We start from the raw sequence: 15,389 nt of genomic DNA, 5'->3' as shown, positions 1-15,389 counted from the left end.
GATCACCGCGGCGGCCGCGCCGCGATGCCCTTCAGGTAGTGGTCGATGTTGCTCACGGTCTCGGCGAGCGAGTCGCCACCGAACTTCTCGAGGGCGGCCTGCGCGACGACGAGGGCGACCATCGCCTCGGCGACGACACCCGCTGCGGGCACCGCGCACACGTCGGAACGCTGGTGGATCGCGACGGCCTCGTCGCCGGTGGTCATGTCGACCGTCGACAGGGCGCGCGGCACGGTCGAGATCGGCTTCATCGCCGCCCGCACGCGCAGGGCCTCACCATTGGTCATGCCGCCTTCGATGCCACCGGCACGGTTGCTCGAGCGGAGCACACCGTCGGGACCGGGCTTCATCTCGTCGTGGGCGGCGCTGCCGCGTCGGCGCGCGGTCTCGAAACCGTCGCCGACCTCGACACCCTTGATGGCCTGGATTCCCATGAGGGCCGCGGCCAGTCGCGCGTCGAGGCGATCGGCACCGCTGACGAACGAACCGAGGCCCACGGGCAGCCCGTGCACCACGACCTCGACGATGCCGCCGAGGGTGTCGCCGTCGCGCTTCGCGGCCTCGATCTCGGCGATCATGGATTCCTCGGCGGCCTTGTCGTAGGCGCGCACGGGGCTCGCGTCGATCGCGGCGAGATCGTCGGCACCGGGTTCGGGGCCGACATAGGGATCGGATGCGCCGATGGAGATGACGTGCGAGACGACCTCGGCGCCGAACGCCTGGCGCAGGAAGTTCCGGGCGACGGTGCCGGCCGCCACGCGTGCTGCGGTCTCCCGGGCGCTGGCGCGCTCGAGGACGGGACGCGCGTCGTCGAAGCCGTACTTGAGCATGCCCGCGAAGTCGGCGTGGCCGGGGCGGGGACGGGTCAGCGGCGCGTTGCGCGCCTGGCCTTCGAGTAGTTCGGCATCGACCGGGTCGGCGGCCATGATGGTTTCCCACTTGGGCCATTCGGTGTTGCCGATCTCGATCGCGATCGGGCCGCCCAGGGTGCGTCCGTGCCGGACGCCACCGATCACGGTGACCTTGTCGGCCTCGAACTTCATGCGTGCGCCGCGGCCGTAGCCCAGTCGCCGTCGCGCAAGTTGCTCCGAGATGTCGTTCGACGTCACCTCGACTCCGGCGACCATCCCCTCGAGCATCGCGACGAGGGCGGGACCATGGGATTCTCCAGCAGTTATCCAACGCAGCACAGGTCCATCCTTCCATGTTCGTCCGCCGACTCGACATGCCGCCCCTGGTCAACCCGTCGAGATCGCCGCCAGTGCCGCGGCGGCGCACATCGACGGTCCGTGCGGAAGCACGCGCGGAGCGGCACGCACACCCCCGCAGCGGGCCTCCCGGAGTCGCAGAATCAGGGCCGCACCTGCGGTGAGGACGGGTGGGAGCAGTGCACCGAGGAGCACCGCCGAGGGGCCGGCGAGTCCGGTGACGGCACCGAGTCCGAGGGCGAGTTTGACGTCGCCCGCACCCACCGATCGCGGTACCGCGAGGTGGGTGATCAACAACGGTGCCGCGAGCAGAAGTGCACCGGCGAACGCCGCCCGGCCGTGCCCCGTCGCCGCGGCCACGCCGAGGATCGTGCCCGCTCCCCCGAGCGTCAGCACGTTCGGCAGACGCCGCACGAGCAGGTCCACGGTGCTCAGGCACACGCACCACCATCCGAACATCGCTGCTCCGACGACCGCGGCGCCCGTGGTGATCGAGACCGCGACGAGTGCGGCTGCCGCGCATGCCGCCTCGCACGAACCCGGGGGCGGCCGACGACCGGCCGTTCTTTCCGCCACCACGCGCACGATCGCTCCCACGCCCACGCCGAGGACCACCATCGCGAGCCCACCCACCGTCTCCCCTGCCACGACCCGGAGCATCCCCCATCCGCACACGTCGGCAGGGTGTTCGCGCGGTGTCCGGCCCGGTCCTGTGGACAGGCGCACCTCCTGTGGACAAAGCCGCACGGTGCGGCGATCGTCCTGCGAGGATTGCCGGAGTCTGTCGGTTCCGGTCGGAAGGTTCTGGTCGAATGGAGATTTCGTCGCTGCTCGAACACGTGGGCACGGCCATCGACGTCGTCGGAGTCGGCGTCATGGTGATCGGCGCAGTGGCGGCGACGNCGGCGACCGCGCGGCGGCGCGGGCCGGGTTCGGAGATCTACGAGCCGTACCGGCGCAATCTCGGCCGGTCGATCCTGCTCGGCCTCGAATTCCTGGTCGCCGCCGACATCATCAAGACCGTCGCCGTCACGCCGACCTTCACGTCGGTGGGTGTGCTGGCGGTCATCGTGCTCATCCGTACCTTCCTGAGTTGGTCGCTGCAGCTGGAGATCGACGGCCGGTGGCCGTGGCAGCGTTCGGTTCCCGAGGCCGAGACGACGACCGGCACGACACCGGCTACCTGAGCGCGTCCCGCAGGTCGTCGCGGCGACGCAGGAGATGTGCGCGTTCGACCGCGTTCTCCGTGCGCGCCGCGGCGGTGGTGTACGCCTCGCTCGCCTCGGTGATCCGGCCGAGGCGGGCGAGCAGGTCGGCCCGGACGGCGTGGAAGACGTGGTACCGCTCGAGCTCGAGGCGGTCGACGATCCCGAGAGCCGCTGCGGGACCCTCCACTTCGGCGAGTGCGACGGCCCGGTGCAACGCGACGACCGGTGTGGGATCCGCGGCCATCAGCAGGTCGTAGAGCGCGACGATCTGCGCCCAATCGGTGTCCTCGAAGGTGGGCGCGTCGGCGTGCACCGCGGCGATCGCGGCCTGGATCTGGTAGGGCCCCGGCCTGTTCCAGCGCAGGGTGCGCCGCACGAGCGCCTGTCCTTCGTCGATCAGCGCGCGGTCCCACCGCGAGCGGTCCTGGTCTGCGAGCAGGACGAGTTCGCCGCCGGGTCCCGTACGCGCCGAGCGCCGGGATTCGCCGAGGAGCATCAGGGCGAGAAGTCCCGTGGTCTCGGGATCGTCGGGAACGAGCCCTGCCAGCAAGCGGGCCAGCCGCGCCGCCTCCGAACACAGATCCGTGTCGACGAGTTCGGGTCCGGCGCTCGTCGTGTGGCCCTCCGTGTACACGAGATAAAGCACGGAACGCACCGCGTCGAGACGTTCGGGAAACTCGTCCGGGGACGGGATGCGGAACGGGATGCGCGCGTCGCGGACCTTCCCCTTGGCTCGGGAGATCCGTTGCCCCATAGTCGTTTCCGGCACGAGGAAGGCTCGGGCGATCTGCGCGGTGGTCAGCCCGCCGAGCAGCCGCAGTGTCAGCGCGACCCGCGACGCAGGCGCGAGCGCCGGGTGACAACAGGTGAAGATCAGACGGAGGCGATCGTCGGGGATCTCGGGCGGGACGACCGCTCCGGAGTCGAACGCGTCGTCGGATGTCGGGTAGAGCAGGTCCGCCTCGGCGTGCTTGACCGGACGTGCGGCCTCCCGCCGTGCCCTGTCGATCGCCCGGCGACGGGCGGTGGTGATGATCCACCCGGCCGGGCTCGGCGGGATCCCCTCCCCGGGCCACCGTTCGACGGCGATCGAGAAGGCGTCCTGCACCGCGTCCTCGGCGGCGTCGAGGTCGCCGAGGACGCGGGTGAGCACGGCGATCGCCCTGCCGTATTCCTCACGGAAGGCACGTGCGATGTCGGCGGTGGACGGCCCGGTCATCGAGCTTCGCACGTCATCCGGCGCAGGAGCCGAACGCCAGGGGCCGCACCTCGATGGGCAGTGTGGTGGCGTCGGCAAGACCGCGCGCCCACCTCAGCGCCTCGTCGAGGTCGGGCACGTCGATGACGTCGAAGCCACCGAGATGCTCCTTGCCCTCGATGTACGGACCGTCGGTCGTCGCCGTGCGCCCCTCGTCCGTGCGCACGACCGTCGCCGTATCCGGAGGGTGAAGGCCGCCGGAGAACACCCAGACCCCTGCCTCCCGGATCTCGTTCTGCCACGCCGCGACCTTCTTCATGATCGGTTCGAGGAACTCCGGTGACGGCGGTTCATCGTCGGGCTGGTAGATGCTCAGCAGGTACTGCGCCATGGCGGGGTCCTTCCCCTCGGCGGCCGGCGGCTCCGGCCTCTCACCCTCTATACGAACGGTAGGGCGCCGATTCGACACCTGCGCGGAGAAATCCGCTGCCCACCCGCTCAGGCATCGCAGGTGGACAGCGGACGGTGTCGGGTGCGGCCTACTGCGACGAGTTCGACGATGGTGGCGTTGGCCTGGCCACCGCCCTCGCACATCGTCTGCAGGCCGTACCGGAGGTTAGTGCGGCGCATGTGGAAGATCATGTCGGTGAGGATGCGGGCACCGGAACCCCCGAGCGGGTGACCGAGAGCGATCGCACCACCGTTGGGGTTGAGCTTGTCCTCGGGTGCGCCGATCTCCTTCCGCCACGCCATGGGCACCGGAGCGAACGCCTCGTCGACCTCGAAGACGCCGATGTCCTGGTGGGGCCGCGCCCCGTCGTACCGGGTTCTCAGGCCGGGTGCGGAGAGTTCAGGTCGAGCCCGACGGCGCGCGCCATCTCCGCGCGCGGCGCGGGCAGCCCCGTGAACTGCTCGACCTGCCCGAAGGCCTGGTTCAGGAGCATGTGCAGACCGCTGACGACGCGGACACCGCGTGCCTCGGCCGCTGTCGCCAGCGGCGTGGGCCAAGGGTCGTAGATTGCATCGAGGATGCACGGCGCCTGCGCGAGAGCTTCTGTGTACGGCGCTACCGCGGGTGCGGGCACGGTGCTCACGAGCGCACCGGCCTCGGCGCAGACCCGGGCCAGTTCGGGTGCGTCGAACGACAACCACCGAGCCTCGATGTCGTCGCCGAGACAATCGAACGTCGCGCGGGCCTTCTGCTCGGACCGCGCGACCACGGTCACCGAGCGCACACCGAGGTCGGTGAGACCGACGAGCGCCGGCCGCGCGGTACCACCCGAGCCCACGACGACCGCCGACGCGCCGGACAGATCACCGACGCCGGCCGAGCGCAGTGCTCCGGACACGCCGTCGACGTCGGTGCAGTCGGCACGCCACCCGTTCTCGATGCGCACGAGGGTGTTCGCCGAGCCGATCCTCACGGCCCGCTCGGTGCGTTCGGTGGCGAACTCGAGAGCCGCGAACTTACCGGGCATCGTGACGGACAGACCCACCCATTCCTCACCGAGCGAGGACACGAGGCCCGGCAGCTGCTCACCGGTGCATTCGATGCGTTCGTAGGTCCACTCGGTCAGCCCGAGTGCCCGGTACGCCGCGAGATGCAACAAGGGCGACTTCGAGTGCGCGATGGGTTTCCCGAGGACCGCGGCCCTCCGGACACCTCCGTTCGGATCAGCGGCCACTGTCGAGGATCCCGCTCGCGAGTGCCAGTTCGGTGTTCTGCAGGTGCTCCTCGTAGGAATTCGCGAAGAGCGTGGTGCCCTTGTCGTCGATCGTCACGAAGTAGATCCATTCCCCCGGTTCCGGGTTCTCCATCGCCTGCAGCGCACCGATGCTCGGTGACGAGATGGGCGTCGCCGGAAGACCGACCATGGCGTAGGTGTTCCAGGGGGTCACCCGCGCGCGGTCGGCGTCGGTGGTCGCGAGTTCGGTCTCGTCGAGTTCGTAGTTGACGGTCGAATCGAACTGGAGCATCTGGTCGATGTCGAGGCGGTTGAGGATCACGCGCGCGACCTTCGCGAAATCCTCTGGCAGAGCCTCGCGTTCGACGAGCGATGCGGAGATGAGCATCTCGTACGGGGTCAGCCCCACCCGTGCGGCCGCGTCGGTGATCCCCGTCGCGTCGTAGTTGGCAGCACTTTCCGACACGAGGCGAGCCAGGATCTCGACGGGTTCGGCCGTCGGATCGAAATCCCAGCTGCCCGCGGCGATGAGGCCTTCGAGCTGCCGCCTGCGGTCGGGCACGTTCGCGACCGCGTCGCGTGCCCATTCCGGAACTCCGAGTGCCTGCAGGTCCGGGGTGGCCCCGGCCGCGTCGAGTTCCTCGTAGGTGACGCAGTTCTCGGCGGCCGGATCGCCGTGGCAGCTCGCCTCGGCGATGAGCGTGTAGATGCCCTTGCGGACGGCACCGGTGTTGACGTCGCGGATGTCGTGGAGCTGACGTCCCTCGGAGATCACGAGCGCACCGACCCGGCTGGCCGGGTCGACGAGGGCCGCGACGGCGTCGACAGCCGGGATGTTGGTGGCCACCTGGTAGAAGCCTGGTTGCAGCGAATTCATCCCCGAGTTCTGCACGGCCGCTTCGTAGAAGGCGGCGGAACTCGCGACGACACCCTTGTCGACGAACTCGCTGCCGATCTCCCCGGCGGTCTCGCCCGGGTTGACCTGGACGACGACGGCCGGTCCGGGAGGTCCGGTGAAGTCCGGCGGAAGATCGGTGCCGAGGAACCGGTCGTAGGCGAGATAGCCGCCACCCACGACGACGAGCAGGAGCACCGCGGCGGCGAGCGCGCCTACGACACGTCCGCGCTTCTTACGCCCGCTCGCCTTCGGATCACGGCGTGCGGCGCGTTCCGAACCACCGACCGCGAGGGGGACCGCACGCTGCTCGGCGGTAATCTCCTCCGCTGCGACCGCGCCGTCGGCGGGGTCGTCGTCACGGCTCGCGTCGCGTGCGGCGTAGGAGTATCCGCCCGGGTACTCTTCGTCGAGATGTCCCCCGTCGGGGTGATCGGCCGGAGCGTGTCCGCGATCGGCGCCGATGGACCCCTCGTACTCGTACCCGGATCCTGCGTAGCCCCCGTCGCCGTAGCCCTGCTCGGCATAGCCCTGCTCGACGTACCCCTGATGTTCCTCGGCGTACCCCTGCTCGCCGTAACCCTGTTCGGCGTGACCGGGCGGCGGGCCATCGAATACACCCGGCTCGAAGTTCAGGACCGTGGTCTCGTGATCGTCGGGATCGGGTCGACGGGCCTCCGGGTGCCCACTCGGGACGCCCTCGTATCCACCACCGCCGTACGGATCACGGCCGTGGGAGTCGTTGCCGTACGGGTCGTGCCCGTATGCATCGTGACCTCGAGGGTCGGATGCGTACGGATCGTCGTACCGGTAACGCGGGTCTGATCGATACGGATCCTCGGATCCGGATCGATACGGATTCTCGGATCCGGTGCGATCCACTGGAGGTTCCGTGTACCCACCGGCGTAGGGATCCGCGAACAGATCCTGCCGTGCGTTCTCCGAATGGTCGTCGTGTCGTCCGTGCCGGCTCACCGGCTGTCCCCCGCGTCACGCCCCGACTCGTTCACTACCGAACTCCGCTCGTCCAACCAACCCTGCAAGATGGCCACGGCGGCGGCCTGGTCGATGACCGGCCGCGCACCTCGCGCACTCACCCCGCTCTCGCGGAGGGCGCGCGCCGCAGTGACCGTCGTGAAACGTTCGTCGGCCAGGCGCACGGGAACGTCGGGTAAGGCACGGCGAAGTCGACGCGCGAAGTCGCTCGCCAGTTTCGCAGCCTTGCCGGGCTCACCGCGCAGTGTCTGCGGCAGCCCGACGATAACCTCAACAGCCTCGTATTCCCTAACGATCTCGACGATGCGCCGGATATCGGGTGCGTCGGGTCCGCGTTCCTTGGACCGCGGCACCGTCTCGACCGGGGTGGCGAGGATCCCGTCGGGGTCGCTGGAGGCGACCCCGATCCGGACGCTCCCGACGTCGACTGCGATGCGGCGACCACGGCCGGGATCGTCCACTCCGGGACGATCGGGGCGCAGCGGTTCGGCCACGCTCAGCCGGCCAGCTCGCTCAGACGGGCACGGAAAGCATCGAGTGCGGCCGGGATACCGGCCGGATCCGCCCCTGCGCCCTGAGCCATGTCGGGCTTGCCGCCCCCGCGACCACCGATCGCGGGACCGAAGCTCGCGACGAGGTCGCCTGCCTTGATGCCCTTCTCCTGCGCAGCCTTGGTGGTGGCCACGACGAAGGGCACCTTGCCGCCGGCGTTGCCGAGCAGCAGCACCACGGCGGGCTCGGTGCCGAGCCGGCCACGGACGTCGGATGCGAGTGTGCGCAGGTCGTTGCCGGCGACATCCTCCGGGGCGGCCTCGGCCACGACGAGCACGTCACCGACGCGCTGCGCCTTGCTCGCGTACGTTCCGGCTGCGGCGGCGACGTTCGCGGCGCGGGTCTTCTCGAGTTCCTTCTCGGCGGCCTTGAGCCGATCGAGCAGGGCCTCGACACGTCCGGGCACCTCCTCGGAGGGAACCCTCAGGGTCGAGGACAGGCCCGCGAGCAGCGCGCGTTCCTTCGCCAGGTGGCGGTACGAGTCGAGACCGACGTACGCCTCGACGCGGCGGATGCCGGAACCGACGGACTGCTCACCGAGGAGCGTGACGGTGCCGACGTGCGAGGAGTGCTGCACATGCGTGCCGCCGCACAGCTCCATCGAGAACGGGCCGCCGATCTCGACGACGCGGACCTCGTCGCCGTAGTTCTCGCCGAACAGGGCCATCGCGCCCATCTTCTTTGCCTTGTCGAGGTCGGTGACGAAGGTGTTGACGGGATAGTTCGCCGCGACGGCCTCGTTGGTGACGGCCTCGATGTCCTGCTTCTGCTGCTCGGACAGGGCGCCGGGCCACGAGAAGTCGAAGCGCAGGTAGCCGGGCTTGTTGAGCGAACCGGCCTGCACGGCGTTGGGGCCGAGCACCTCGCGCAGCGCGGCGTGGACCAGGTGGGTGCCGGAGTGGCCCTGGGTGGCGCCCTTGCGCCACTCGGGATCGACCTGCACGAGGACGGCGTCGCCTTCGACGACCTGGCCCTCGAGCACCGTGACCTTGTGGGTCCACAGTTGCTTGGCGATCTTCTGGACGTCGTCGACCTTGATCTTCAGGCCCGGGCCGGTGATGCTGCCGATGTCGGCGATCTGGCCGCCGGACTCCGCGTAGAGGGGGCTGCGATCGAGGATCAGCTCGACCTGCTGGCCCGCGCCCGCCGCGTGCAGGCGCTCGCCACCGGTGATGACGGCGAGCACGTGCGCCTCGGTCACCAGCTCGCTGAAACCGGTGAACTCGGTGGGACCGCGGTCGAGGAGTTCCTTGTAGACGGTCAGGTCGGCGTGGGCGTGCTTGCGGGCCCGGGCGTCGTCCTTGGCGCGCTGGCGCTGCTCGGCCATGAGCGATCGGAAGCCCTCCTCGTCGACGGTCAGGCCCGCCTCGGCCGCCATCTCGAGGGTGAGGTCGATCGGGAACCCGTAGGTGTCGTGGAGGGTGAACGCCTCCGTGCCACCGAGCACATTCCTACCCTGCGACTTCACGGTCTCTACAGCGCCTTCGAACAGCTTGCTGCCGGTACCGAGGGTCTTGAGGAAGGCCGTCTCCTCGCCCACCGCGACGGTCTCGATGCGCGAGAAGTCGGTGTCGAATTCGGGATAGGACGGGGCCATGGTGTCGCGCACGACCGCCATGAACTCTCGCATGGTGGGCTTGTCGGCGCCGAGCAAACGCGCCGAGCGCACGATGCGGCGGAGCAGGCGGCGCAGCACGTAGCCGCGGCCGTCGTTGCCGGGGTTGACGCCGTCGACGATGAGCATCGCCGCGGTGCGGGCGTGGTCGGCGATCACGCGGAAGCGCACGTCGTCGTCGTGCTTCGCGCCGTAGACGGCGCCGGTGAGTTCGGCGGCCTTGTCGATCACGGGGCGCAGCAGGTCGGTCTCGTAGACGTTCTCGACGCCCTGGAGCAGGAAGGCGACGCGTTCGACACCCATGCCGGTGTCGATGTTCTTCTTCGGCAGTGGGCCGAGGATCGGGTAGTCGTCCTTGGCACCACCCTCACCGCGCTCGTTCTGCATGAACACGAGATTCCAGATCTCGATGTAGCGGTCCTCGTCGGCCTCGGGGCCGCCTTCGACGCCGTAGGCGGGGCCGCGGTCGTAGAAGATCTCGGAGCACGGACCGCACGGCCCGGGGATGCCCATCGACCAGTAGTTGTCCTTCATGCCGCGACGCTGGATGCGTTCCTCGGGCACGCCGACCTTGTCGCGCCAGATCGAAAACGCTTCGTCGTCGTCGAGATAGACCGTCGCCCACAACTTCTCGGGGTCGATTCCGTAGCCGCCGTCCTCGACGGATCCGGTGAGCAGCGACCACGCGAAGGTGATGGCCTCTTCCTTGAAGTAGTCGCCGAACGAGAAGTTGCCGGCCATCTGGAAGAAGGTGTTGTGGCGGGTGGTCTTGCCGACCTCCTCGATGTCGAGGGTGCGCACACACTTCTGCACCGACGTGGCGCGGGTGTAGGGCGGGGTCTGCTGCCCGAGGAAGTAGGGCACGAACGGGACCATGCCGGCGTTGACGAACAGCAGGTTGGGATCGGCGAGGATCAGCGACGCGCTGGGCACCTCGGTGTGTCCCGCCTTCACGAAGTGATCGAGAAAGCGCCTGCGGATCTCGTGGGTCTGCACGTCGATGGTCCTTTGTGGTCTGGCGATGGTGTGAACTTCCCGGGACGGGCGGTCGACCCTGTCGATCGGCCGTTCTTCAGCTTATCGCGCCGCCGAAAGCGGCCGCGGTACGGCGCCGTGAGTACTCGGCGGAGGGCGTCACCGCTCACCGCGCACGATGCGGCGCAGCTTGGGCAGGCGGGCCGAAAGCTCCCGTTCCACACCGCGACCGGTCGGCTCGTAATAGTCGACGCCGACCAGCTCGTCCGGGGCGTACTGCTGCGCGAGCACGCCGTCCGGGTGCGCGTGCGGGAACTTGTAGCCGATCGCGTTGCCGAGCTTCTGCGCGCCCTGATAGTGACCGTCGCGCAGGTGGGCGGGCACCGGACCGGCCTTGCCCGCCTTCACGTCGGCGATCGCGGTGCCGAGCGCGGCGGTCACCGAGCCCGACTTGGGGGCGGTGGCGATGTGGATGGTGGCCTGGGCGAGCGCGAGCTGGGCTTCGGGCATCCCGACCTGCTGCACGACCTGCGCTGCGGCGACCGCCGTCTGCAGAGCGGTGGGGTCGGCCATGCCCACCTCCTCGCTGGCCTGGATCATCAGGCGACGGGCGATGAAGCGCGGGTCCTCCCCCGCGACGATCATCCGTGCCAGATAGTGCAGGGCCGCGTCGACGTCGGAGCCGCGCAGCGACTTGATGAAGGCGCTCGCGACGTCGAAGTGCTGGTCGCCGTCGCGGTCGTAGCGCACGGCGGCCTCGTCGATGCTCGACTCCACGGTCGCGAGGTCGATGACGGCCGCGTCGCCACCGGAGACGGCGAGCGCGGTGTCGGCGGAGGCCTCGAGCGCCGTGAGGGCACGGCGGGCGTCGCCCCCGGCGAGCCGGACGAGGTGGTCGAGAGCATCGTCGTCGATCTCGACCGCATCCGCGAGTCCACGGACGTCGGTGCGCGCACGTTCGAGCAGTGCCCGAATGTCGTCGGGCCCGAGCGGCTGCAACTGCAGCACGAGCGAGCGCGACAGCAGCGGGGCGACCACGGAGAACGACGGGTTCTCGGTCGTCGCCGCGACCAGCAGCACGATGCGGTTCTCGACCGCGGCGAGCAGCGCGTCCTGCTGGGTCTTCGAGAAGCGGTGGACCTCGTCGATGAACAGCACGGTCTGTTCGCCGTGGGTGAGGCGCCGGCGTGCCAGGTCGATGACGGCACGCACGTCCTTGACGCCCGCCGACAGGGCGGACAGCGCTTCGAACCGGCGTCCGGTGGCTCCGGAGATCAGCGAGGCCAGGGTCGTCTTCCCGGTACCGGGCGGACCGTAGAGCACGACGGAGGCCGCACCCGATCCCTCGACGAGCCGCCGCAGCGGTGCTCCCGGTTCGAGCAGGTGTTGTTGCCCGACCACCTCGTCGAGACTCGCCGGTCGCATGCGCGCAGCGAGGGGCGCGTTCGCGCCGCCGGCCGCGACGGGTTGCCGGCGGACCTGCGGTTCGTCCTCGGGTTCCGGTTCGCGTGGCGCCTCGAACAGGGCGTCCGGTTCGGCAGACGGGTCGTTCGCCCCGAAAAGATCACTCACGCATCCGACGCTACAAGCTCGCGCCGACGCCCGGTCGACGGCGGTGTTCGTCGTTCGCGTGGACGGATGACCGACCGTGTGGTCGGATCTTGGTCGTGGCCACGACACCGTCCGCCGAACATGTGTCCCGTCGCGCCGTGCTCCGGTCGTCGATCCTCGCCGCAGGTGCGGCGGCCTTCGCCTCGACCACTCAGCACGCGCAGGCATCCCCCGCCGTCTTCGCGCACGGCGTGGCATCGGGAGATCCGTTGCCCGACGCGGTGATCCTGTGGACGCGGGTGACACCCTCGCCGGAGGCGACGCCCGGCTCGGGTGCGGGACCGGACGTCCCGGTCACCTGGGAACTCGCCCGCAGCAACAGCTTCGACACGCTGGTCGCGAGTGGGACGGTGACAGCGAGTTCCGTCTCCGACCACACGGTCAAGGTCGACGCTCGCGGGCTCGTACCGGGCACGACCTACTTCTATCGATTCCGCGCCGGCGGTGCCGTCTCCCCGACCGGCAGGACGTTCACCGCGCCCTCGCCCGACGCTGCGGTCGCACGCCTGCGCTTCGGGGTCGTGTCGTGCGCCGACTGGGAGGGCGGTTTCTTCTCCTCCTACCGCCACCTCGCCGCACGCGACGATCTCGACGCCGTGGTGCACCTCGGCGACTATCTGTACGAGTACGCGGCCGGGAAGTTCCCCGTCGCCGGTGGCCGCGGAGTTCGGACGCACGAGCCCGCCCACGAGATCGTGAGTCTCGCCGACTACCGCATCCGGCACGCGCAGTACAAGACCGATCCGAACCTGCAGTCGCTGCACGCGAAGGTGCCGTGGATCGTGATCTGGGACGACCACGAGTCGGCGAACGACGCCTGGGCGGGCGGGGCGGAGAATCACGATCCCCTCGTCGAGGGCGACTGGGCCCCCCGCAAGGCCGCGTCGGTGCAGGCCTACGACGAATGGATGCCGGTTCGCCCGAACGGCGGACGGCTCTACCGGCGCCTGCGGTACGGACGGCTCGCCGAACTGTCGATGCTGGATCTGCGGAGCTACCGTTCCCAGCAGGTCCTCGCAGTCGGACGGCAGGTCGACGATCCGGGGCGCACGATGACCGGCCGGGACCAGATGGAATGGCTCACCGCCGGGCTGGCGACCTCCCCCACACGATGGCAGTTGATCGGCAATTCGGTGATGTTCTCGCCGATCGTGTTACCACCGCTCGATCCGCGGACCACCGGAGCACTGACCGAACTCGTCGGAGTGCCGGCCGGCGGACTGCCCTTCAACACCGATCAGTGGGACGGCTACACCGCCGACCGTCGACGGTTGATGGACACCATCACGGCGGCGGGACTGCGCAACGTCGTCTTCCTCACGGGCGACATCCACACCTCCTGGGCGATGGACGTCCCGATGGACGCTGCCGACTATCCGGGTGCGGGCACCGTCGCCACGGAGTTCGTGGTTCCGTCGGTGACGTCGGCGAACATCGACGAGTTGCTCGGTGTGCCTCCGCGGAGCCTGTCGCCCGCGCTGGAGGCGACGGCGACCGCGGCCAACCGGCACGTGCGGTTCGTCGAACTCGATTCGCACGGTTACGGGGTGCTCGACGTGACTCCCGAGGCGACGCAGATGGAGTGGTTCTTCATCGGCGACCGCACGGATCCGAACACGGACGCGCGCCGCGCCGCGGGATACCGGGTGGCCGACGGCGCGACGAGGATCGAACCCGCCGCTCCGCTGGTGTAGACGCCGGTCGGCACCTGGCGGATCGGTCGCTCTAGCCGGCGGCGCGGTCCTCGAGGTGGGCGAGCACGTCGCGGGCATGCGCGGCGACGTCGTCGTGGCCTGTCGCGGTGGCGAACTCGGCGAGCAGCGACCAACGGGCGCGGAGCGCGGGGATGCGCGGCACAGACAGTCCGTGTTCGCGTACCGAGGCGATCCGGGCATGGTCCTCGGGCAGGAACAGGTGCGTGCTCAGCCAGATGCACGCGAGCAGTGCGTCGAGCAGCCGCTCCTCGAGCACCTCGTCGTAGGCCAGCTGCGGCCACATGGCGACGACCTCGGCGCGCCACGCGTCGGCCATCGCACGGATGCGATCGACGGACAGCGGCACCGAGCACAGGCACAGCGGGAAGGAACTGAGGGCGTACGCGATGTCCAGGGTCGCGTCGCGGAAGCCGCCCCATTCGTAGTCGAGGAACTGCACACCCTCGTCGCCGACCACGATGTTGTCGGGGCACAGGTCGGACGGGCTGAAGGCCCGGAAACGCCCGCCGGTGAACAGCTTGGACGCCCGCTCGGCACGCTCGCGTACCGACTCGGGCACCGACAGGCCGAAGTCGGCCTCGAGGAGCTCGGGCACACCCCGCACGGCATCGAGGGCCTGCTGGGACACGGCGTCGGCGACCCGCGCGACGTCGGCGCGACGCAGCAGCGCCGCGAAGTCCTCCTCGCGGCCGACGGTCGCCGCATGCATGCGTCCGAGTGCCTGAGCCAGGGCCATCAGGGTGTTCCCGGCGGCCTCGGAACTGTTGCGGAGCACCTCCGACAGGGTGGTCGCGTCGCCGAGGTCGCTGAGGACCAGCAGGCGAGCGTCGAAGTCGTAGGCGAGCAGTTCGGCACCCGGACGGTGATCCTTCGCGAGGGCCGTCGTGAACTGGTAGGAGACCGCCTCGCGGAGGAAGGCGATCTGCTCGTCCGTCTCGGAACCGCGGAAGTCGACGTGGCCGGTGCCACGCGAGGGCGGTACCTGCTTGAGGACAAGAGTGCGCGGGAGCGAGAACGGATTGGCGGCCACTCGTACCCGTACGACCATCGAGCGGCCACTGCCCCCGAGATCCACCGGATCGGTCAGGGTCACCGTGGCGCCGGTACGGCGGGTGAGCAGCGCTTCGGCGGCGTGAACCACCTCGGACACGGGGTCTGCCAATGTTGCGGTCATCACTGCCCAATCTACAGGTTCTCGGTCACGACGAGGTCCTCCACAATGCTCGGATCGAGCAGGACCTTCTTCACCCGTGCCCGGCCCACCAGGTCGCTTTTGTCTGCTTTGCGAGGGAAAATCGCTGTTCATCCGGGTGTGTCCCCGTCCGCGCCCCGGCCGCTCCGCTCCTCGGACGCCGATCACGATCGGGACACGTCACGATCATTCCGGTGAAACGTGTGTCACCTTCTGAAAACCACGGGCGGTGCCACGATCCACCGCAGCCTTCACGACACCGAAGATCAGACCCTGGAGGGCGGCCGCGATCAGCACGTCCCGGGTGCGCTGCGACAGATCCTGAGGTTCGGGCCGTTCGTCACTGCCGCCGACCTTCTTCCACACTTGGTTGAAGACGGCTCCGGCGAGGATGCCTCCTCCCACACTGGCTGCGAGAGCGAGCGGCTTGTAGAAGATCACGCGTGCGTCGGCCATGGATACCTCCTCGATCCGTCGCCCCCGTTGGCGCCGGACCGACGGAGTACCCGGGCAGGATCCTCACAAACCTCATCGGGCCC

The 15,389-nt window shown here is 69.5% G+C and carries 13 protein-coding genes and 1 pseudogene; 2 read left to right on the top strand and 12 right to left on the bottom strand.

Translation table 11 applies throughout. The features are described from left to right. Nucleotides 1–2: 2 nt before the first annotated feature. Together aroC and QR64_RS21415 are read right to left on the bottom strand one after the other, a co-directional pair. Nucleotides 3–1,190, bottom strand: a complete 1,188-nt coding sequence (aroC, locus tag QR64_RS21420; RefSeq protein WP_026061033.1) for a chorismate synthase — start codon at nt 1,188–1,190, stop codon at nt 3–5. 48 nt (nt 1,191–1,238) lie between these two features. Then, on the bottom strand, nt 1,239–1,868 hold the full coding sequence (locus QR64_RS21415; RefSeq protein WP_039587118.1) for a prepilin peptidase: 630 nt from the start codon (nt 1,866–1,868) through the stop codon (nt 1,239–1,241). Between the two features lie 243 nt (nt 1,869–2,111). On the opposite strand from QR64_RS21415, the gene QR64_RS21410 reads away from it, so the two are divergent. Next, nucleotides 2,112–2,395: DUF1622 domain-containing protein (locus tag QR64_RS21410; protein ID WP_235367263.1), on the top strand; the 284-nt coding region annotated here is incomplete at its 5' end. Here QR64_RS21410 and QR64_RS21405 read toward each other — a convergent pair. The 8 genes and pseudogenes from QR64_RS21405 to QR64_RS21370 all read right to left on the bottom strand — a co-directional run bounded on the left by QR64_RS21405 (nt 2,388) and on the right by QR64_RS21370 (nt 11,904). Further along, on the bottom strand, nt 2,388–3,635 hold the full coding sequence (locus QR64_RS21405) for an RNA polymerase sigma factor (protein WP_039587115.1): 1,248 nt from the start codon (nt 3,633–3,635) through the stop codon (nt 2,388–2,390). The genes QR64_RS21410 and QR64_RS21405 overlap by 8 nt on opposite strands. A gap of 13 nt (nt 3,636–3,648) precedes the next feature. After that, nucleotides 3,649–4,005 carry a YciI family protein gene (locus QR64_RS21400; RefSeq protein ID WP_039587113.1) on the bottom strand — a complete coding sequence of 119 codons (357 nt, stop codon included), beginning with the start codon at nt 4,003–4,005 and terminating at the stop codon, nt 3,649–3,651. A 107-nt stretch (nt 4,006–4,112) separates the two neighbouring features. Continuing rightward, a pseudogene (locus tag QR64_RS21395) lies at nt 4,113–4,409 on the bottom strand (hypothetical protein); the annotation flags it as partial. A 35-nt stretch (nt 4,410–4,444) separates the two neighbouring features. Next, nucleotides 4,445–5,299, bottom strand: a complete 855-nt coding sequence (locus QR64_RS21390; protein WP_039587107.1) for a shikimate dehydrogenase — start codon at nt 5,297–5,299, stop codon at nt 4,445–4,447. Continuing rightward, entirely contained in the window at nt 5,289–7,169 is a 1,881-nt protein-coding gene (gene mltG / locus QR64_RS21385) for an endolytic transglycosylase MltG (RefSeq protein ID WP_039587100.1), read from the bottom strand. The genes QR64_RS21390 and mltG overlap by 11 nt, the downstream gene beginning before the upstream one ends. After that, nucleotides 7,166–7,684: a Holliday junction resolvase RuvX gene (gene ruvX, locus QR64_RS21380; protein WP_006551427.1), complete on the bottom strand. Its 519-nt coding sequence runs from the start codon at nt 7,682–7,684 to the stop codon at nt 7,166–7,168. Before ruvX ends, mltG begins: the two co-directional genes overlap by 4 nt. Nucleotides 7,685–7,686: 2 nt before the next feature. Further along, nucleotides 7,687–10,353, bottom strand: a complete 2,667-nt coding sequence (gene alaS, locus QR64_RS21375; protein WP_039587098.1) for an alanine--tRNA ligase — start codon at nt 10,351–10,353, stop codon at nt 7,687–7,689. A 138-nt stretch (nt 10,354–10,491) separates the two neighbouring features. Further along, nucleotides 10,492–11,904 carry a replication-associated recombination protein A gene (locus QR64_RS21370; RefSeq protein WP_039587096.1) on the bottom strand — a complete coding sequence of 471 codons (1,413 nt, stop codon included), beginning with the start codon at nt 11,902–11,904 and terminating at the stop codon, nt 10,492–10,494. 95 nt (nt 11,905–11,999) lie between these two features. On the opposite strand from QR64_RS21370, the gene QR64_RS21365 reads away from it, so the two are divergent. Next, nucleotides 12,000–13,637: an alkaline phosphatase D family protein gene (locus tag QR64_RS21365; RefSeq protein ID WP_039587095.1), complete on the top strand. Its 1,638-nt coding sequence runs from the start codon at nt 12,000–12,002 to the stop codon at nt 13,635–13,637. A 31-nt stretch (nt 13,638–13,668) separates the two neighbouring features. Here the strand turns inward: QR64_RS21365 and QR64_RS21360 are convergent, their stop codons facing one another. Both QR64_RS21360 and QR64_RS21355 read right to left on the bottom strand, forming a co-directional pair. After that, nucleotides 13,669–14,832 carry a kinase gene (locus tag QR64_RS21360; protein WP_033096583.1) on the bottom strand — a complete coding sequence of 388 codons (1,164 nt, stop codon included), beginning with the start codon at nt 14,830–14,832 and terminating at the stop codon, nt 13,669–13,671. Nucleotides 14,833–15,036: 204 nt separating this feature from the next. Beyond that, nucleotides 15,037–15,306, bottom strand: a complete 270-nt coding sequence (locus QR64_RS21355) for a DUF4235 domain-containing protein (RefSeq protein ID WP_006551422.1) — start codon at nt 15,304–15,306, stop codon at nt 15,037–15,039. Between the last annotated feature and the right edge of the window lie 83 nt (nt 15,307–15,389).

The organism is Rhodococcus sp. Chr-9, from assembly GCF_000801125.1.
GTDB lineage: Bacteria > Actinomycetota > Actinomycetes > Mycobacteriales > Mycobacteriaceae > Rhodococcus > Rhodococcus pyridinivorans.
Note: the sequence above shows the minus strand (reverse complement) of the source record. Positions and strands in the feature narration are given on the sequence as shown.